The organism is Nocardioides sp. (genome assembly GCF_041393715.1).
Classification (GTDB): Bacteria; Actinomycetota; Actinomycetes; order Propionibacteriales; family Nocardioidaceae; genus Nocardioides.
Genome location: NZ_JAWKJQ010000008.1, coordinates 1 through 18,478, shown reverse-complemented (window position 1 = coordinate 18,478; position 18,478 = coordinate 1). Strand labels below are relative to the sequence as shown.

At 73.0% G+C, this 18,478-nt stretch carries 21 protein-coding genes; 3 read left to right on the top strand and 18 right to left on the bottom strand.

Going from position 1 to position 18,478, the window contains the following annotated elements:
• Positions 1–11: 11 nt before the first annotated feature.
• The 6 genes from R2740_RS13535 to ftsE form a co-directional block, all read right to left on the bottom strand.
• On the bottom strand, positions 12–893 hold the full coding sequence (locus R2740_RS13535) for an amidohydrolase family protein (RefSeq protein ID WP_371303223.1): 882 nt from the start codon (positions 891–893) through the stop codon (positions 12–14).
• Positions 890–2,137 carry a YibE/F family protein gene (locus tag R2740_RS13530; protein WP_371303222.1) on the bottom strand — a complete coding sequence of 416 codons (1,248 nt, stop codon included), beginning with the start codon at positions 2,135–2,137 and terminating at the stop codon, positions 890–892. The genes R2740_RS13535 and R2740_RS13530 overlap by 4 nt, the downstream gene beginning before the upstream one ends.
• Positions 2,138–2,149: 12 nt before the next feature.
• Complete coding sequence (smpB, locus tag R2740_RS13525; RefSeq protein ID WP_371303221.1) at positions 2,150–2,626, bottom strand: SsrA-binding protein SmpB; 477 nt, start codon at positions 2,624–2,626, stop codon at positions 2,150–2,152.
• A gap of 70 nt (positions 2,627–2,696) precedes the next feature.
• Positions 2,697–3,986, bottom strand: a complete 1,290-nt coding sequence (locus R2740_RS13520; RefSeq protein WP_371303220.1) for a peptidoglycan DD-metalloendopeptidase family protein — start codon at positions 3,984–3,986, stop codon at positions 2,697–2,699.
• 55 nt (positions 3,987–4,041) lie between these two features.
• Complete coding sequence (ftsX, locus tag R2740_RS13515; protein WP_371303219.1) at positions 4,042–4,947, bottom strand: permease-like cell division protein FtsX; 906 nt, start codon at positions 4,945–4,947, stop codon at positions 4,042–4,044.
• Between the two features lie 60 nt (positions 4,948–5,007).
• Complete coding sequence (gene ftsE, locus R2740_RS13510; protein WP_371303218.1) at positions 5,008–5,697, bottom strand: cell division ATP-binding protein FtsE; 690 nt, start codon at positions 5,695–5,697, stop codon at positions 5,008–5,010.
• Between the two features lie 106 nt (positions 5,698–5,803).
• Here ftsE and R2740_RS13505 point away from each other — a divergent pair, with 106 nt between their 5' ends.
• The gene (locus R2740_RS13505) at positions 5,804–6,475 is read left to right on the top strand and encodes a hypothetical protein (protein ID WP_371303217.1); all 672 of its coding nucleotides are present in this window, start codon (positions 5,804–5,806) and stop codon (positions 6,473–6,475) included.
• An 89-nt stretch (positions 6,476–6,564) separates the two neighbouring features.
• Here the strand turns inward: R2740_RS13505 and R2740_RS13500 are convergent, their stop codons facing one another.
• The 9 genes from R2740_RS13500 to R2740_RS13460 form a co-directional block, all read right to left on the bottom strand.
• Positions 6,565–6,915 (bottom strand): iron chaperone, encoded by a 351-nt coding sequence (locus R2740_RS13500; RefSeq protein ID WP_371303216.1) that lies wholly within the window; start codon positions 6,913–6,915, stop codon positions 6,565–6,567.
• A gap of 9 nt (positions 6,916–6,924) precedes the next feature.
• Positions 6,925–8,043 carry a peptide chain release factor 2 gene (gene prfB, locus R2740_RS13495; RefSeq protein ID WP_371303215.1) on the bottom strand — a complete coding sequence of 373 codons (1,119 nt, stop codon included), beginning with the start codon at positions 8,041–8,043 and terminating at the stop codon, positions 6,925–6,927.
• Between the two features lie 45 nt (positions 8,044–8,088).
• The gene (locus tag R2740_RS13490; protein ID WP_371303214.1) at positions 8,089–9,297 is read right to left on the bottom strand and encodes a hypothetical protein; all 1,209 of its coding nucleotides are present in this window, start codon (positions 9,295–9,297) and stop codon (positions 8,089–8,091) included.
• 67 nt (positions 9,298–9,364) lie between these two features.
• Entirely contained in the window at positions 9,365–10,573 is a 1,209-nt protein-coding gene (locus R2740_RS13485) for a calcium-binding protein (protein WP_371303213.1), read from the bottom strand.
• A gap of 313 nt (positions 10,574–10,886) precedes the next feature.
• Positions 10,887–11,378, bottom strand: a complete 492-nt coding sequence (locus R2740_RS13480; protein WP_371303212.1) for a hypothetical protein — start codon at positions 11,376–11,378, stop codon at positions 10,887–10,889.
• Positions 11,375–12,670: a DUF58 domain-containing protein gene (locus tag R2740_RS13475; RefSeq protein ID WP_371303211.1), complete on the bottom strand. Its 1,296-nt coding sequence runs from the start codon at positions 12,668–12,670 to the stop codon at positions 11,375–11,377. Before R2740_RS13475 ends, R2740_RS13480 begins: the two co-directional genes overlap by 4 nt.
• Positions 12,667–13,632, bottom strand: coding sequence for an AAA family ATPase (locus R2740_RS13470; RefSeq protein WP_371303210.1), 966 nt, complete (start codon positions 13,630–13,632; stop codon positions 12,667–12,669). Before R2740_RS13470 ends, R2740_RS13475 begins: the two co-directional genes overlap by 4 nt.
• Positions 13,629–14,039, bottom strand: a complete 411-nt coding sequence (locus R2740_RS13465) for a hypothetical protein (RefSeq protein WP_371303209.1) — start codon at positions 14,037–14,039, stop codon at positions 13,629–13,631. Before R2740_RS13465 ends, R2740_RS13470 begins: the two co-directional genes overlap by 4 nt.
• Entirely contained in the window at positions 14,036–14,758 is a 723-nt protein-coding gene (locus tag R2740_RS13460; RefSeq protein WP_371303208.1) for a DUF4129 domain-containing protein, read from the bottom strand. The genes R2740_RS13465 and R2740_RS13460 overlap by 4 nt, the downstream gene beginning before the upstream one ends.
• 138 nt (positions 14,759–14,896) lie before the next feature.
• On the opposite strand from R2740_RS13460, the gene R2740_RS13455 reads away from it, so the two are divergent.
• Positions 14,897–15,889 (top strand): ATP-binding cassette domain-containing protein, encoded by a 993-nt coding sequence (locus R2740_RS13455; RefSeq protein ID WP_371303207.1) that lies wholly within the window; start codon positions 14,897–14,899, stop codon positions 15,887–15,889.
• Positions 15,886–16,743, top strand: coding sequence for an ABC transporter permease (locus tag R2740_RS13450; RefSeq protein WP_371303206.1), 858 nt, complete (start codon positions 15,886–15,888; stop codon positions 16,741–16,743). The genes R2740_RS13455 and R2740_RS13450 overlap by 4 nt, the downstream gene beginning before the upstream one ends.
• Positions 16,744–16,758: 15 nt before the next feature.
• Here R2740_RS13450 and R2740_RS13445 read toward each other — a convergent pair whose 3' ends face one another.
• The 3 genes from R2740_RS13445 to R2740_RS13435 form a co-directional block, all read right to left on the bottom strand.
• Positions 16,759–17,226 (bottom strand): hypothetical protein, encoded by a 468-nt coding sequence (locus tag R2740_RS13445; protein WP_371303205.1) that lies wholly within the window; start codon positions 17,224–17,226, stop codon positions 16,759–16,761.
• A 3-nt stretch (positions 17,227–17,229) separates the two neighbouring features.
• A complete protein-coding gene (locus R2740_RS13440; protein WP_371303204.1) occupies positions 17,230–17,823 on the bottom strand; it encodes an RNA polymerase sigma factor in 594 nt (197 codons plus the stop codon).
• Between the two features lie 101 nt (positions 17,824–17,924).
• Positions 17,925–18,478 (bottom strand): CHAT domain-containing protein (locus R2740_RS13435; protein WP_371303203.1); only part of this gene is annotated, 554 nt, incomplete at its 5' end.

Sequence of the window (18,478 nt, the reverse complement as noted above, 5' to 3'; positions counted from 1 at the left end):
CCGACCGAGCGCTATTCCGACGCCGCGGGCGGCTCGCCCCAGATCGCGACCGCGTTGCGCCACAGCACCGCCCGCAGCCAGTCGTCGCCGAGACCGAGCCGCTCCAGTGCCTCGAGCTGGTGCTCGTAGGGATAGGGGATGTTCGGGAAGTCCGAGCCGAGCAGCACCTTGCCGGCCAGACCCAGGTCGTGCAGCCGGGGCAGCAGCGCGGCAGGGTACGCCGACCCGATCCGCTCGAAGAAGTCGGTGAAGGCCATCGTGGTGTCCAGGCACACCCGCTCGTGCCGCTCCGCGAGCGCCAGGAAGTCGGCGTACTCGGGGGCGCCGGCGTGCGCCACCACCAGCCGCAGGCGCGGGTGCCGATCGAGCAGCTCGGCGACCGGCGCCGGCCCGGTGTGGGCCGTGGCCACCGGCCCCGAACCGGCATGGACGACCACCGGGGTGCCCGCCTCCGCGAGGACTCCCCAGGCGTCGTCGAGCACCGGCTCCCGCACGTCGAAGCCGCCGACCTGGACGTGCACCTTGACGACGTCGAGCCCGCCGGCGACCCGGGCGGCGACGTAGTCACCCACGCCCGGCTCGGGATAGAGCGTCGCGGAGACCAGCGCCTCGGGCACCCGGTCGGCGAAGCCGGCCGCCCAGTCGTTGAGCCACTCCGCCATGCCGGCCCTGTGGGCGTAGGGCAGGGCGGTGAACCGGCGCACGCCCAGCTCCCGCAGCGTGCCCACGAGGGCCTCGTCGTCGGCGCGGTAGTGGATCGGCCAGGGTCGCCCGATCAGCGGTCCGGCGGAGTCGAACTGGGCACGCACCTTGGCCATCACCCGCGGGGGCAGGAAGTGGGTGTGCACGTCGAAGACCCCCGGCAGGTCCAGCCGCTGCCAGAGCAGGGTCATGCCGAGGTCTCCGCGGCCTCGTGGACATGCCGGTGCTCCGACGCCGGGCCGCGCGCCACCAGCACCGCCAGCAGCGTGGTGATCGGGACGGCAAGCACCAGGCCGATCGTCGAGGCGAGGGTGCGGACCACCTCCTCCGCAACGCCCTCGTCGAGCAGCAGGTCGGCGAGCGGCCGGTCGTAGAGCGAGACCAGGGCGAGCAACGCCAGCGAGGTGCCGGCGTAGGCGAAGACGATGGTGTAGATCGTGGAGGCGATGTGGTCGCGGCCGATCCGCATGCCGCTGCGGAACAGCTCGAGCCGCGACGCGGCCGGGCCGGCCGCCCGCAGCTCCCACACGGCCGACGCCTGGGTGATCGTGACGTCGTTGAGCACGCCGATGCCGGCGATGACCACCGCGGCGAGCAGCAGGTCGCGGAACGGCAGGTCGCCGGCCTGGAGCAGCAGGGCGTCGCCCGCCTCACCACCGAGCCCGGAGAGCCGCGCAGAGCCGACGCCCCAGCCACCCACCAGCGCCGTCACGGCCACGCCGAGCAGCGTGCCGGCGAGGGCGACGCTGGTGCGCAGGCTGACGCCGTGGGTGAGGTAGAGGACGACGTAGAGGATCACCGAGGCCGCCGTCAGGGCCACCCACAGCCCGGCCTCGCCCTCGAGCAGCGCCGGCAGCATGAACCACCAGCCGATCGCGGCCGCGAACCCGAGCCCCACCATCGCGAGCAGCCCGCGCAGCCGCGCCACCAGCAGGATCACCGCGGCCGCGACCAGGGCGAGCAGCAGCAGCGGCTGGTGGCGGACCACCCCCGCATAGGCGTAGGACGCCTCCTCGCCGCCCGGGATCCGGAACACCCGGACGGTGTCGCCGGGCTCGAGGCCGGACCTGGAGGCGTCGGGGGTCGCCTGCACGGTCACCTGGGTGCCCGCCTCGGGACCCGAGGTCGGCTGAACCCGGAGCTCGTCGCAGCCCTTCGGGCGCTCCACCTCCGGAGCCGTGAGCTGGTCGGGGTCCACGATGACCACCGGGCACGGCTCGCCCACCTTGGTGACCGTGGCGTCGGTGACGCTGACGCCGTCGGCGTAGTAGGGCACCGAGCCGACCTTGTCGCCGTCGGGCCACAGCCGCCAGAGGCCGACGAGCGCGGCCAGCGCGATCGCGACCATCACCGCGACCAGGACCAGCCGCACCACCGGCCCGGGGTCGGCCGCGCTCAGGTCATGGTCGCGGCCGTGCGCGTGGGCGCCTCCCACCTGGTCCGCCCCTCAGTCCATACCCTTGAGCCGGCGTCCCAGCGCCTGCTCCTTCTCACGGTTGGCCTGCCGCTCGGCGATGCTGTGCCGCTTGTCGAACGACTTCTTGCCGCGAGCCAGGGCGATCTCGACCTTGGCCCGACCGTCCTTGAAGTAGAGCTGCAGCGGCACGAGGGTGTAGCCCTTGTCGCTGATCTTGCGCTCGATCTTGGTGATCTCCGAGCGGTTGAGCAGCAGCTTGCGCTTGCGGCGGGCGGCGTGGTTGGTCCAGGTGCCCTGGGAGTACTCCGGGATGTGGACGCCCAGCAGCCAGACCTCGTGGTCGTCGATCTCGGCGAACCCGTCGACCAGGGACGCGCGGCCGGCGCGCAACGACTTCACCTCGGTGCCCTGGAGGACCAGCCCGGCCTCCCAGGTGTCCTCGATGTGATAGTCGTGGCGCGCCTTCTTGTTCTGCGCGACGAGCTTGCGCCCCTGCTCCCTGGCCATGGGGGCGATTCTCTCAGCCCGGCTCAACGGGGTTTCGGGCGGCGGTCGCCGACCCCGAGCGACCCGGGGGCTACAGCCAGTTCATCGGGTCCACGGCCTTGCCGTTGACCATCACCGTGAAGTGCAGGTGGCAGCCGGTCGACCAGCCGGTCGAGCCGACGTACCCGATCACCTGACCGCGCTGCACCTGCTGGCCGACGGACACGGTGTAGCTCGTCGCGTGGTTGTAGATCGTGGCCAGCCCGACGCCGTGCACCAGCCCGTGGTCGATGACCAGACGGTTGCCGTAGACCGAGCTCCAGTACGACGAGATCACCTTGCCGGGGGCCGCGGCCCGCATCGGCGCGCCGCAGCCCGGCGCCAGGTCGACGCCGTCGTGGAGTCCCCAGTAGTGGTAGATCGGGTGGATCCGGTAGCCGAACGGCGACGTCACCGGGCCGGACGTGGGATAGCTGAGGTAGCCGCCGGTGGGACCGCTGGGGTTCTTGGCCGCAGCGGCGCGTCGGGCCAGCAGCTCCTCGATGCGCTGCTGCTCACGCTCCAGCTGGCGCAGCTTGGCCAGGTCGGCACGGCGCGCCGCCAGGGCGGAGGAGCGTGCGGCCCGGCTGTCGGCCACACTCTGCTCGACCGCCTGCTCGGCCTGCTGGGCCTTCTCCTCGGCCGCCTGCGTCTCCTTCAGCTGAGCCGCCGCCTCACGGCGCCGCTCCGCGGTCTCCTGCTTCGCGTCGCGCACCTCCTGGGCGCGGACCGCGAGCAGCACCTCGGTGGCGCGCAGCTGGTCGTACTCGTCGTCCTGGGTCGAGACCATCACGTCCTGGGCCTCGAGCGTCGCCACCAGCTCCGAGGGCGTCTGGGACCTGAGGATCCCGGACAGGGCGTTCAGGCGGGGGTCGCCGCCGGTGTAGAAGTCGACGATCATCGACTGCACGTCGTCGCGCTGGTCGACGACGTCCTGCTCACCCCGGGCGAGGTCGGCCCGGGCCCGCTCGAGCCGGGCGACCGCCTCGTCGAGCTTCCGCTGCATCTCCTGGTCGCGCACCTTCGCGACGGTGAGCGCGGCGCGGGCGCTGGCCAGGTTGCCGCGGGCCGTCTGGAGGCGGGCCTGCGCGGCCTCGAGAGCCTTGGCGGTGCGCGTCGCCCTGGCGCTGGACTCCTCCACGTCGCTGTGGGCAGCCTTGACCTGCTTGTCGACCTGCGACTTCTTGTCCTTCAGGTCGTCGGCCCGGGCGTCGGGAGCGGCGATCGCGGAGGTCAACCCCGCGGTCAGCAGCGCGACGACGAGGGCGGCCGCGACGTGGCGGCGCCGCGCGCTGCCCGCTGCGGGCGCGCGTCGGCTGAGGGTACGGGGGAAGGAACGCACCGGTCTGCCTTCGGGTGTTCGGGGAAGTGAACGACCCGAGGCTAACCGCTGGCGATCACACCTTGAGGTATTTGCGGGTCAGCACGAGTGTCGGAAGCACGGTGAGGGCGGGAGCGAGCAGCGAGGTCCAGAACACCGCGGTGCGGTACTCCGGCCATCCGATCCACTCCAGGAACGCCAGCTGCTTGTCGATCCCCTCCGTCACCCCGAAGTGCATGAACGCCGCCAGCGCCCCCGCCGTCAGGGCCGCACCGATGGCCGCGGTGACCAGTGCCTCGAACAGGAACGGCAGCAGGATGTAGAAGTTGGAGGCGCCGACCAGCCGCATGATGCCGATCTCTCGGCGTCTCGCCATGGCGGCCAGCCGGATGGTGTTGCCGACCAGCAGCAGCGCGGTCACGATGAGCGCGGCCGCGACCCCCAGCGAGCTCCACTTGAGCACGTCGAGGACCCGGAAGATCTTGCCGACCAGCTCTCGTTGGTCGGTGATCTTGCTGACCCCGTCGAGGCCGCTGACGGCGCTGGTGATGCCCTCGAACTGCTTGGCGTTCTTGAGGGTGATCCAGATCGACTCGGGCAGCGCGTCGGCGGTGATGATCGGGTTGGGGCCCTCGAACTGGTCGGCGCCGTACTGCTCCTTGACCTTCTCGAAGGCCTGCTCCTTGGTCTCGATGCGGTACGACGCGACCTCGGGGTTCTCGTCGACCACCTGGAGGATCGCGTCCTTCTGCGCCTTGGTGGCCTCGCTCGAGCACGCCGGGTTGTCGTCGTTGGTCCGGCACAGCCAGACCGTGATCTCGAGCTCGGAGCCGATCGCCTCGGTCGTGGTGACCCGCTGCGCGTTGAGCAGCAGGCCCATGCCGACCATGGTCAGCGAGACGAACAGGGTCAGCACCACCGCGACGTGCATGGACAGGTTGCGGCGCAGGCCCTGGCCCAGCTCGGTGAAGGTGTAGCGCATGGAGGACTGGTCTCTCTTCGGGTGAGGTGAGGGACGGTGGCCGACGGACGCGGCCGGCGGTCAGTGCTGGAAGCCGTAGACGCCCTGGGACTGGTCGCGCACGACGTGACCGGCCTCGAGCTCGATGACACGCTTGCGCATCTGGTCGACGATGCCGTGGTCGTGGGTGGCCATCACGACGGTCGTGCCGGTGCGGTTGATCCGGTCGAGCAGCTTCATGATCCCGACCGAGGTGGACGGGTCGAGGTTGCCGGTGGGCTCGTCGGCGATCAGGATCATCGGCCGGTTGACGAAGGCCCGGGCGATCGCGACCCGCTGCTGCTCACCGCCGGACAGCTCGTCGGGCATCCGCTGCTCCTTGCCGGCGAGGCCGACCAGCTCCAGCGTCTCGGGGACGGTGGCGTTGATGTGGGAGCGGGACTTGCCGATCACCTGGAGGGCGAAGGCGACGTTCTCGGCAACGGTCTTGTTGGGCAGCAGCCGGAAGTCCTGGAAGACGGTGCCGATCTGCCGGCGCAGCCGCGGGACCTTCCAGCCCGCCAGCCGGTTGATCTCCTTGCCGGCGACATAGACCCGCCCGGAGGTGGGCCGCGCCTCGCGCAGCACCAGGCGGAGGAAGGTCGACTTGCCGGAGCCGGAGGTGCCGACCAAGAAGACGAACTCGCCCTTCTCGACATCGACGGTGACGTTGTCGAGGGCAGCGTGGCTCTGGCCGGGGTAGGTCTTGGTGACCTTTTCGAAGCGGATCACTTCGCCGAGGGTAGCCGAGGCGACCAGGTGACCACGGGAGGCGGCCCGCCGGGCGTCTTCGCGGGTCGCGCGGACGCACCGCAGCCGCGCGACTACCGTGGGGGCGGTGCACAGGGGCATCCGCGATCGGTCGGTCCGTCGCGCCGCGTCGTGGCTGCTGGCGGCGGCCCTCACCGGCGGGGCGCTGAGCGCCTGCTCGGGGAGCGACGACGCTCCGGAGCCCCGGCCGACGCCCGACCGGGGTACGCCGCTGGCCGAGGTCGACACGGTGCACCTCGCGATCGCCCGGGCACCGTTCTGCGAGGCGGTCGACGGCGCGGCGGTGACCCGCGCCCTGGACGGCGATGCCCGGTCGGAGTCGGCGTACGCACCGGGTGACCGGGTCAAGCTCGGCCCGCACCTGAAGGACGTCGCCCATGAGTACGGCTGCGTGTTCAAGGGGGCGGCCAAGGCCGAGGCCCGGGCCTGGGTGTTCGCGCCGCCGGTGACCCGGCCGCAGGCGCGAACGATGATCGCCGGCGCCGTCCCGAAGGGCTGCCGCGCGCTCGCCGACGCGCCCGCTCTGGGCAAGCCGTCGACCGCGAGCTGGTGCGTCGATCGCGGCACGAAGACCGCTGCGGCGCCGGCCACGGTGACGTTCTCGGGGCTGTTCGGCGACGCCTGGCTGACCTGCTCGGTGCGGGCCAAGAAGGTGGCCGAGGACGACCTGGTGGACCGGGCCGGGCGCTGGTGCACGGCGGTGGTGGCCGCGGTCGAGGCCGAGCCGGCCGCCGGCTGACCGAGACGCCCTGCCACAGCGCCGCCGGCCGGGGTCGTGTGTCCCGCCCCGCGGGGACGACGACGGCTCAGACACACAACCCGGGCGACTCAGCCGCGGATCGCGCCGATCCGGAACTCCACGACCCGGCGGACCAGGTCGAGTGGCAGCGGGGCAGTGTGCGGGAACTGCACCGAGCCCTTGCCCTGCTTGAAGGCGGAGAACTCCTCGGCGAAGGCCTCGTGGCCGTTGGGGGTGGCGTAGAAGCCGACGTGGCCGGCGTACCCGGCGAAGTAGACCAGCGGCTTCTTGTCCAGCTTGTAGGCGGGCATGCCGTAGGCGATCGACTCGACCGCGTCGGGCGCGGCCGCGCGGATCGCCGCCCGCATCTGGTCGAGCCGGGCGCGGGTGTCGCCGTCGAACCCCGCGAGGTAGTCGTCGACGGTGGCTGGTCCGGCCATGGCGAGCGCCTAGTTCTCCGCGGCGCGCTCGGCGCCGCGGCGCCAGCGGATGCCCGCCTCGATGAAGTCGTCGAGGTCGCCGTCGAAGACCGCCTGCGGGTTGCCGGTCTCGTGGCCGGTGCGGAGGTCCTTGACCATCTGGTAGGGGTTCAGCACGTAGGAGCGCATCTGGTCGCCCCAGGCGGCGGCGACGTCGCCCTTGAGCTCGCGCAGGTGCGCCTCCTCCTCGGCCTTCTTCATCGCGAGCAGCTTGGCCTTGAGCACGATCATCGCGGCCGCCTTGTTCTGCAGCTGCGACTTCTCGTTCTGGCAGCTGACGACGACGCCGGTCGGGATGTGGGTCAGCCGGACGGCGGAGTCGGTGGTGTTGACCGACTGTCCGCCGGGCCCCGAGGAGCGGTAGACGTCGACCTTCACCTCCTCCTCGGGCACCTCGATCTCGTCGGTCTGCTCGAGCACCGGCACCACCTCGACGGCGGCGAACGACGTCTGCCGGCGGCCCTGGTTGTCGAAGGGGCTGATCCGCACCAGCCGGTGGGTGCCGGCCTCGACCGAGAGGGTGCCGTAGGCGTACGGCGCGTGCACGGCGAACGTCGCCGACTTCAGCCCCGCCTCCTCGGCGTAGGAGGTGTCGAAGACCTCCACGGGGTACTTGTGGGCCTCGGCCCAGCGGGTGTACATCCGCATCAGCATCTCGGCGAAGTCGGCCGCGTCGACGCCACCGGCGCCGGAGCGGATCGTCACCAGCGCCTCGCGGGCGTCGTACTCCCCGGAGAGCAGCGTGCGCACCTCGAGGGCCTCGACGGCCTTGGTGACCTTGCCGAGCTCGGTCTCTGCCTCCGCGAGCGAGTCGGCGTCGCCCTCCTCGCGGGCCAGCTCGACGAGCACGCCCAGGTCCTCCACCCGGCCGTGGAGCTCGGTGAAGCGGTCGACCTCGGCGTTGAGCGCGGAGAGCCGGCTGGTCACCCGCTGCGCGTTGGCCTGGTCGTCCCAGAGGTCCGGCGCCGCGACCTCCTCACCGAGGGCGGCGATCTCGGCACGCATCGCGTCGAGGTCGAGGACCTGCTCGATGGTGTGCATGGTCGCCTGGAGCTGCTTGATCTCTGCGTCGAAGTCGGGGCCTGCCACGAGGGTCAACAGTACGGCGCCCGCGGGAGGGCTGTCGAAGCAGCGTCAGCTCACGTGCTCGCAGTCGTCGGCAGGGAGCCGCTCGACCCGCACGCAGGTGTCGGTGCCGCCGCCGGTGCGGGCGGTGTCGATGCCGGGCCCACCGTCGACGCGGTCGTCGCGACCGGAGGAGCGGACCTCGTCGTCGCCGGCGCCCATCACGGCGAAGATCGCCGCGCCGCTGCTGGCCCGATAGACGTCCGGGCCGGGGGTTCCGAGCGCCGTCCAGTCGACCCGGCCGCGGACGGCCACCTCGGCCAGGCTCGAGAACGGGATGGTCACGCCGGCCGTGGGGAACGTGAGGGTCCCGGCCGTCAGGTCCGTCGTCATCGGCGCCCGCACGACCGTGCCGTCCTGCGTCACCCGCACGTCCAGGGTCGCCCAGTCGTGACCGGGCCCGCCGACGAAGGCCTGCTCCGCCGAGACGATGACGGTGTCGGCGAGGTAGTCGTTGCCCGGTCCGCCGTCCATCCGGTCGGGCAGCAGGTCCTCGCCGGAGAGCAGGTCACCCCCCTTGCCGCCGATCATCCGGTCGCTGCCGTCCCTGCCGAGCAGCCGGTCGCGACCCGGGCCGCCGCGCAGCGTGTCGTCCCCCGGCCCGCCGGTCAGCCAGTCGTCGCCTCCGCCGCCCCACAGGTGGTCGTCGCCACCGCCGCCGTCCAGGTCGTCGCTGCTCCTCAGTCCCCGGAGCCGATCGCCGAAGTCGCTCCCGACGACCGCCACCGGCGCATGCAGCACCAGGGTGTCGTAGCCCCAGCCGGTCGCGAGCCCCCGGCCGAGCCGCACGGAGACGCCCTGGGGAGCGTCGGCCCAGCTCAGCACCACGGGGTCCGCCCGCCCGGCCACCTGCGCCACCAGGCGGTCGTCACCGGCGCCGCCGAGCAGCACGTCGGGGACGCTGGCCCGGTTGCGTCCTCCGGGGTCCGCACCGCCGCTGTAGAGCCGGTCGGCCCCCGCACCGCCGCGCAGCAGGTCGCCGCCGTCACCGCCGCAGATCAGGTCGTCGCCGTCGCCGCCGTCGATGGTGTCGTTGCCGCCCAGACCGACGATCACGTCAGCGCCGTCGGTCCCGACGATCGTGTCGCGACCGGACGCCCCGACGATCGTGGCGACCTGACCGCCGCAGCGGGGAGCGGCGGCGTACGCCGCGGGTGCGGTCAGCGCCGAGGCGGCGGCAACCAGGGCGAGGGCGAACACAGCGGTTCGAGGACGCATCGGCTTCTCCAGGAGGTCACGGGGTTCCGCCCTTGTGACGCTCGGTGCCGCCGTCCGGTTGTGACCGTCAGCCGGTCTCCTCACACGATCCGAGCGGGAACCTCTCGAACCCGACGCAGACGTCGTGGCCGCCGAAGGGCTTGACCGTGTCGGTGCCGGCTCCGCCGTCGAGGTCGTCGGCCTTGCTGGACCCGGTGACCCGGTCGTCGCCATCGCCCATCGACGCCACCAGCTTGGTCAGCCACCCGGTCACGTAGACGTCGTCGCCGTCGGTCCCGATCGCGGTCCAGCGACCCTTGCCGTCGACCTCGAGACGTTCCAGGCCGGTGAGTGGGAAGGAGACCGACTGGTCGGTGAACGTCCACGTGCCGGCCGGCATGTCGGTGGCGACCTTCGTGAACGCCGGCTTGCCCGACACCAGCCGTCGCCAGCGGAGGAAGGCCCGGTCGCTGCCCGATCCCCCGGAGATCTCCTGGTCGGCGGACACGGGGACGGTCTCGTCGATCACGTCGTCGCCGGCGTCGCCGAAGACGTGGTCGGCCTTCCAGTCGAAACCGAAGATCGAGTCGTTGCCGCCGTTGCCGTGGGCGGTGTCGTGCCCGAAGGCGACCATGATGTCGTCGTCGCCCGGCCCACCGGACACGGTGTCGTCACCGGCGCCGTCATCGAGTCTGTCGTCGCCGGCAAGGCCGCTGATCGTGTCGTCGCCGGCTCTACCCTCGAGCCAGTCGGCACGCGCGCTGCCGGTCAGCACATCGTCATGAGAGCTGCCGACGACCTCGACCCAGGTGCGGGCCAGGATCGTGTCACTGCCCCAGCCGCTGGCCGTCCCCGCTCCGAGGTCCACGGTCACTCCTCGGGGAGCGCCGACGTAGCTCAGCACGACGGCGTTCTTGCGTGGCCGCGGTCCCGCCGCGACCAGGGTGTCGTCGCCGGGACCGCCGACCAGGGTGTCCTGCGGCCCGAAGTGGTCACCCCCGTTGCCCGCGGGAGGCCCGGAGAGGAGCCGGTCGTTGCCCGGGCCGCCGACGAGCCGGTCGCCTCCGGGCCCGCCGCAGATGATGTCGTTGCCGCCGCGGCCGTCGATCGAGTCGTTGCCGGCGAGGCCCGCGATCACGTCGCGGCCGGAGGTGCCCACGAGCCGATCGGAGCCCTGGGTGCCGACGATGGTCGCGACCAGGCCGTCGCAGGTGACGGAGGCGGCGTGCGCCGGGGGGACGACCCCGACGGCGACCAGGGCGAGGGTGGTGGCGCCGAGCGCCCGCGGGAGGAGCATCCGTTCTCCTGGGAGTGAGGGGGCGGCGTCGGCAGGACGCGGCCAGGACGGAGGAGCTGCGAGGAGCGGCCGAAGCAGTCCGGCCACGCATGTAGAGCACGATGCGGCGCTCCGGATACCTCCCGGCCCGGGTCGCTAGCGCGCCGACGCGTGCCGCCCAATGGCCCAGATGGGTCATGTCGTGACCGGCGTCGCGACGGATGCTGGTCACGACGATCCGCCGGAGCTATGTGGGGGGGTCTGGCGGTGGACATGGCCCGGGGCCTGGGCCCGCTTGCTTGGCCCCGGGCCATGTCGCTTCTCCGGCGCGCTGCTACGCGTCGCTCGAGCTCGGGCCCGGCTGCGTGCCCCGGGACCGCAGGACCAGCAGCCCGGCCAGCAGCACCGCCACGGCCGTGGCGAGGCCGGCCGGCCAGGCCCAGGTCGGTCGCCATCCCGCCGCCGGCTCCAGGACCGCCCAGACCAGCGATGCGAGCCCGGCCATGACGACTCCTCGGGTCAGCCAGCGGCGCGCGAGGGTCGGGTCAGGGCTCAGGTCCGCCGGACCCGACGACGCCAGGTGTGCCGCGACATGCGCCACGACGAGTCCGATGACCGCCACCAGGAGCCGCGGGGCGGAGGTCCCGGTCGCGTGCTCGGCCCACACCAGGATGACGACCAGCCCGGCGGCCAGCGGCAGCTGCCCCTCGGCCCACCAGCCGGCCGCGGCGGCGAGCACCGCCATCAGCACCATGGTCCGCGGCGACGGACCGGCGCTCACGGCCGCGACCAGCAGGCCCAGGGTGCAGACCGCTCGGGCGGTCATGCGGGTCGCCGATCCACCCGGGTGAGCCGGCGCAGCACCTGGTCGAGCGAACGGGGGCCGACCCACGGGATCACCGGTGCGCCCGCCCGCTGCAGCGTCAGCACGACCTCCTCCCGGTCCAGTGCCCGCATCCGCCAGGCCAGCGAGGCCAGCTCCGGGTCGGTGTGCTTCTCGATCGCCGGCCGTACGCCGGGAGGAAGGGTGTCGACGACCACCAGCACCTGACCGCGCCGCCGCAACCGGCCCAGGGCGTCGACCACCCGGGCGCTCAGCAGCGGCGAGAACAGCACCATGGTGGTGCCGGGGGCGACGGTCAGGCGCGTCAGCGCGGCCTGGGTGTCGCCAGCCCCGGCGATGGTGCCCGCGAGCACCGCCTGGATCCGACGCAGGTGCCGACGCCCGGCACCGGGCCGCACCATCGCACTCGTGGCGCTGAGCACCTGCAGGCCGACGCGGTCGCCCTGGACGAGATGGTGCCGGGCGAGCGTCACGGCGGCCCGGACGGCCCGGTCCGCGCTGGTCGGTCCGGCCTGGGGGTCGCCGATGTCGGAGGTCAGGTCGACCACCAGGAGCAGGCTGGCGTCGTCCTCGGTGCGGGTGGTGTCCACCTGCAGCGTCGGGGTCCTCGTGGAGACCCGCCAGTTGACCCGGCGGAGCCGGTCGCCGGGAACGAACGGGCGGGTGTGGAGGTACTCCAGCCCCCGGCCCTCACGACGGGACCCGTGGACACCGACCAGCCCGAGGGGGTGCGGCAACGGCGCCGAGGCGTCGTAGGACTCGACGGCGGGGAGCACGCGCCGGGTCACCGGCGGCAGCGGGGTGGGGCCGGCGACGAACCCGCCCCACGCGCTGTGCAGCTGGTAGGCCTGCCGGTCCAGCTCGGCCGGGCCCCACCGGAGCGCCTCCACCCGGAGCGACACCGCGGCGTCGCCGACGCCCGACACCGCCTCGGGCTCACACCGCAGCCGCGCGGGCGGCCGGACCACCCAGGTGACGTGTTCGGTCTCGTCGCGAGCGGTCGGGTCGGTCAGGGTGAGGGTCGCGGTGCGGGCCTGCCCCTCCACGAGCTCCCGCAGGCCCCACGACGTCACCGCAGGCGACGGTGCCCGCCGCGGCCGTCGTACCGCGGCCACGGCCGCGTGCAGCGCGAACGGCGCGCCGAGGACCACGAGTGCCGGCTCGCCGAAGACCACACCTCCGACCAGGCCGGCGGCCGCCCAGAGGAGCGCTCGGACCAGGGCGGGCGACGGCCGCCAGCCGGCCGAGGCCCACGGGTCGGCGGGCGTCGTCACCGGCTGCTCGGGGCCGGGACCGTGGCCAGCACCGCGGCGACGACACCGGCGTTGCTGGCCTCGGTCATCCAGAGCTCGGGGCGCAGGGTGAGGCGGTGGTCGAGCACAGCGTGCGCCAGCGTCTTCACGTCCTCCGGGACGACGTAGTCCCGGCCGCCCACCAGCGCCAGCCCGCGGGCGACGAGGACCAGGGCGAGCGAGCCGCGCGGGGACGCGCCGACCAGCACGTCGCTGTGGGCACGGGTGGCGGCCGCGAGATCGACGGCATAGCGCTGCACGCTCTCGTCGACGCGCACCTGCTCGGTGACGGCCTGCAGCTCGAGCAGGCCGGCCGCGTCGGTCACCCGGCGGATGTCGACCGGCTCCTGCCGGCGTTCGAGGCGCCGCTCCACCACGTCGTACTCCTCGGTGCGGCCGGGGTAGCCGAAGGAGACCCTGGTCAGGAAGCGGTCGAGCTGCGCCTCGGGGAGCGGGTAGGTGCCTTCGTACTCGACGGGGTTCGCCGTCGCGATGACGTGGAACGGCGGCTGCAGCGGGAACGTCTCGCCCTCGATGGTCACCTGCCGCTCCTGCATCGCCTCGAGCAGCGCGGCCTGGGTCTTCGGGGGCGTCCGGTTGATCTCGTCGGCGAGCAGGAGGCCGGTGAAGACCGGGCCGCGGCGGAAGACGAACTCACCGGCGCGCTGGTCATAGACGAAGGAGCCGGTGAGGTCCGAGGGCAGCAGGTCGGGGGTGAACTGGGCCCGGGCGAAGTCGAGACCGAGGGCGGTGGCCAGCGACCGGGCGGCGAGGGTCTTGCCCAGCCCGGGGAGGTCCTCGACGAGCACGTGACCACCGGCCAGGATGCTCGCCAGCACCACGGTCAGCGCCGAGCGCTTGCCGACCACGGCCCGGCCCACCTCGTCGAGCACCGCAGCCGCCGTCGCCGCCGCGGCGGCCGTCTCGGACCGTCGATCGCTCATCGCAGCTCCTCGATGTCGCGCACCAGGTCGTCGATCTGGCGCCGGGTGAGCCGGCCGCGCTGTCGCGCGGGCTCGGTGACGTCGACCCCTCGCAGCCGCGCCCGGGTCTGCCGCAGCGTGGTGAGTCGGTCGGCCAGCGCGGCCTGCCCGGCGCGGGAACGCTCGTTGTCCTCCAGCAGGTGCACGTAGTGCATGAACCTGTCGTCGGGCGTGTGGTTGCGGAGCGCCGTCGACCGCGTCGGCCATCCGGGCCGGTCCTCGCCGAGCGCCGCGGCACCCAGACCCACGCCGAGCACGGCGGCCACCCCCAGCAGCAGGACCGGGACGGGGTCGGGGTCCAGCCCGCCGAGCCACAGCGCGGCCAGGCCCGCCGGTGGGAGGACCACGGCTGCCCACAGCCACCTCATGCCCACACCCGCGCGCTCTCGAGGATCGTGGTCATCAGCGCCAACGCCCGCCGGCGCTGGTCCTCGCCCATCTCGTGGTCGGAGTAGCGCGCCTCGCGGAACAGCTCGGCGAGGTCCTGGGCGGCCTCGGGGTCGGCGCCGAGCCCTCGCAGCAGCCGGAGGGCGAACTCGGTCGAGGTGTCGGTGGGCCGCGGACCCACGCCCCAGTGCGTCGCCTCCTCCTCGACGGCGACCCAGCACCGGGTGATCGCGTCGCGCACGCTGCCCCGTTGCAGGTCGGCGAGCTGGAGGGACATCGCGCGCGTCAACGACTCGACGGCCTCGGCGTCGAGTCCCGACGGCGGCGTCGGCTCCGACCCGGCCCCGTCGCGGCCCGGGCCGAGCCGCCCGAGGCGCACGTGCCGGACCGTGCTCAGGGCCGCGAAGCCCACGAGCACGGCGATGAGCCCCGCCGTCGCGATCAGGGCCACCACGACCAGGGCGAATCCGGCGACCAGCCCGTTGTCGTCGGCCGGGCGCTTGCTCGACTCCTCGGTGTCCCTCGGGCGGGGGGACGCCGACGAGGAGGGGCTGGTGTCCTGCACGACGGGGGCGGTGGTCGGCGTCGTCGGACGTACGACGGCCCGGGGGCCGACCGCGGCTCCCCAGCCCACGATCAGCACCACCGCGAACACGGCCGCGCCCACCCCCACGACGGTCCAGGTGGCGCGGCCCCTCATGGGGGCATCCTAGGAGGCTGGCGGGCTCGCCGGGTCGGTCCGCCGGCGGGCGACGCGGCCGTCGTACCGCTCCGCTGCCGACGGCGGCCGGCAGGAATGGAGAAGCGCGCTGTCGGCGACCCGGGCTACGGTCGAGCCATGACCGCCACACCTGCTGCCGGCGCGCCCGCGATCGAGGCCGTCGACCTGGTCAAGCACTTCGGGGAGACCGTCGCCGTCGACGGAGTGAGCTTCTCGGTGCCGACCGGGACCGTCCTCGGGATGCTCGGACCCAACGGCGCCGGCAAGACCACCACCGTCCGGATGATGACCACGCTGACCCGCCCGACCAGCGGCACCGGCCGGGTGGCCGGCCACGACGTGGCCCGCGAGCCCGACGCCGTGCGCCGGGCGATGGGGCTGACCGGCCAGGCCGCCACGGTCGACGAGCTGCTCACCGGCCGCGAGAACCTCCGGCTGATCGGCTCGCTCTACGGCCTCGACCGAGCCACGATCAAGCGGCAGAGCGACGACCTGCTCGAGCGCTTCTCGCTCACCGACGCCGGCGACCGGGTGGTGAAGACCTACTCCGGCGGCATGCGCCGGCGCCTCGACCTCGCGGTGAGCCTGGTCGCCACGCCGCCGGTGCTCTTCCTCGACGAGCCGACCACCGGGCTCGACCCGCGCAGCCGGGTGGAGCTGTGGGAGGTGCTGCGTGAGCTGGTGGGCGACGGCACCACCCTGCTGCTGACCACGCAGTACCTCGAGGAGGCCGACCAGCTCGCCGACCGCATCGTCGTGGTCGACCGGGGCCGGATCATCGCCGAGGGCACGCCGCTGGAGCTCAAGGACGCCTCCGGCAAGGCCGCGCTGGTGGTGACGGTGTCGCGTCCCGACGACCTCGACGCCGCCGAGGGGATGCTGCGCGGGATCTCCGACGAGGTCCACGTCGACCGCGCCGCCCGCAGCCTGACCGCGCCCGCCGAGGGGCTGCGCGACGTGACCCGGGCGGCCGCCCTGTTCGAGGGCAGCGAGATCGAGCTCGACGACCTCGGCCTGCAGCGGCCCAGCCTCGACGACGTGTTCCTCCACCTGACCGGCCATCGGGCCGAGGAGCCGACCGACGACGGCCTCGAGGAGGTCTCCGCATGAGCAGCGACATCGACACCCGCGCGACGACCACCGGTCACCTGGAGCGACCGGTCATCCACCAGACCAGCCTGCTGCGCCAGTCGCTGGCGATCACCCGGCGCAACCTGATCCACATCAAGCGGATGCCCGAGATGCTGATGGACGTCACCATCCAGCCGGTGATGTTCGTGGCCCTGTTCGCCTATGTCTTCGGTGGCTCGATCGCGGTGTCCGCCGCGGCCGGCTACCGCGAGTGGCTGCTCGCCGGCATCATGGCGCAGACGATCGCCTTCGCGTCCTTCGTGGTGGCCGTCGGGCTGACCGCCGACATCGACAAGGGCATCGTCGACCGGATGCGCTCACTCCCGATCCGGACCTCCTCGATCCTCGTGGGCCGCAGCCTGTCCAGCCTGATCCACTCCTCGATCGGCATCGTGGTGATGTCGCTGACCGGACTGGTCATCGGCTGGCGGCTCCGCGGGTCGTTCATCGACGCGCTGGGCGGCTATGCCCTGCTGCTGCTCTGGGGCTTCGCGATGATCTGGCTGGGCATCCTGGTGGGCTCGGCGATGCGCTCGGTCGAGGCGGTGCAGGGGGTCATGTTCACCACCATCTTCCCGCTCACCTTCCTGTCCAACGCGTTCGCCCCGAGCGAGAACATGAGCCCGGTGCTGCGCACCCTCGCCGAGTGGAACCCGATCTCCTCGCTGGTGCAGGCCGTCCGGGAGCTCTGGGGCAACACCGGGCCGGCCCCCGACGGCTCGGCACTCCCGCTCCAGCACCCGGTCGTCGCGACGCTGCTCTGGATCGCCCTGCTCACCGCGGTCTTCGCGCCCCTGTCGATCCGCACCTTCCGGCGGCGGACCGAGAAGTAGGCCCGGACCCACTCCTCAGATCGGGAACCAGTCGGTCACCAGCCCGGCGTCGGTGCCGCGCAGGGTGAGCCGCACCGGGCTGCTGGCCGGGCGGCGGAGCAGGAAGAAACCACCGTCGTCGGTCTCGGTCTCCTGCGTCTCGCCCTCGCGCGTCTCGAGCCGGACCAGGTCGGTCGTGGCAGGCACCACGTGCCCCATCAGGGTGGCCGGGCCGATCTCGACCTCGAGGGTCAGGTCGCCGCTCTCGAAGACCACGATCCGCGGGCTCTCCCCCTCGGCGGCGCGAACGCCGACCGGCGGCTGCACGGCCGAGTCGCGCACCAGGGTGAGCAGCTCGAGCTCGAGGTCGAGGTGGCGCATCGCGAAGGCGGCGTACCCCGTCTCGCGCACCCAGTCGGGCACCGACTCAGCAGCATCGAGCGCCTCGCCCAGGTCGGCGAGGAACGCGTCGTCGTCCGGCTGGTGCCTGCCCGTGGTGTTCATGTCTCAGATCCTTCCGCTGTCGCCAGTGTCGTCGAAGGGCCTGAGCGCGTCGGACTGCCTGAGCTTCGACAGACATCGTCCCCGGGTGGGTCCGATGCTGCCGACCGGCAGGCCGGTGCGCCGCCCGATCTCCGCATAGCTCAGCGGCGGGTCGGCAAGGAACATCCTCATCAGAGCGCGCTCGCGGGGTGCGAGCGACGCCAGCGCCTCACGAAGCGCGTGCTTCAGCTCGGCGTCCAGCAACCGTTCGTCGAGGTCGGCTGGGCCCTCCACCAGCCATTCCTCGCCCGCGTCGAACGGGTCGTGCACGAACGAGCGCTTGCGCAGGGCCAGCACTCTCAGCGCCTCGTTGCGGGTGGTCGACTTGATCCATCCGGGTAGCGCGCGCGGCTCGCGGAGCCGGTCGAGGTGCTCGACCAGACGCAGCCACATGGTGCTCACGACCTCCTCCTGGTCGGCCCGGTTCAGCCCGAAGGAGCTCGCCACGGCGTGCGCCAACGGGGAGAAGCGGTCCACCAGGGCTCGCCACGAGCCCTCGTCGCCCTCCTTCGCTGCGGCCACCAGGGCCGCCACGGTCTCGGCTTGCGACTCAGCCATCGCACCTCCTCCTCCCGGGGGCGATCGCGTCTGTTCTGGTCCTCTCAACGGTTCAGAGGGACCGGCTGGTCCGGTGATACATCCGATGTCCACCGAAGTCCCTAGGCGGCTCCGAACACGGTGAAGCCGCAGGCGTTCACCAGGTCGACAGGGTCGGCCAGGTCCAGCGTCCGGCGGGCGTCGTGCAGGGCCTGGGCCAGGCTGGCGCCGTCGGCCAGTCGGCGGTGCACCACGGACATCAGCGAGGCGGTGGCGTGGTCGGGGGCCAGGTGCTGGCTGGCCAGCACCCCGGCCGTGCCCCGCGCGATCAGCGCGCTCACGAAGCCGATCATCCCGCCGCCCGCGACGGCGACGTCGGCGCCGGCTTCGCAGGCGGCCAGCACCGCACGGTGCGGCGCGACGCCTCGCATCTCGAGCTCCTGCACGGTGAGATCGCCGTCGCTGAGCCGCAGGCCGGAGAAGACCGGGTTGTCGGCTCGCATCCGGGCATGGCACGCGAAGTGCACCGTCGAGGTCTCACCCAGGGCGTCGACCACCGCCGCCACCGAGCTCTCCGGTGGTCGGAGGCAGACCGCGGCCCGATGGACGCCGGCGAGCTCCTCCACCTCGCGCAGCGCCCCGGAGAGCCCGGGCCCGGCGGCCAGCAGCACCGCCC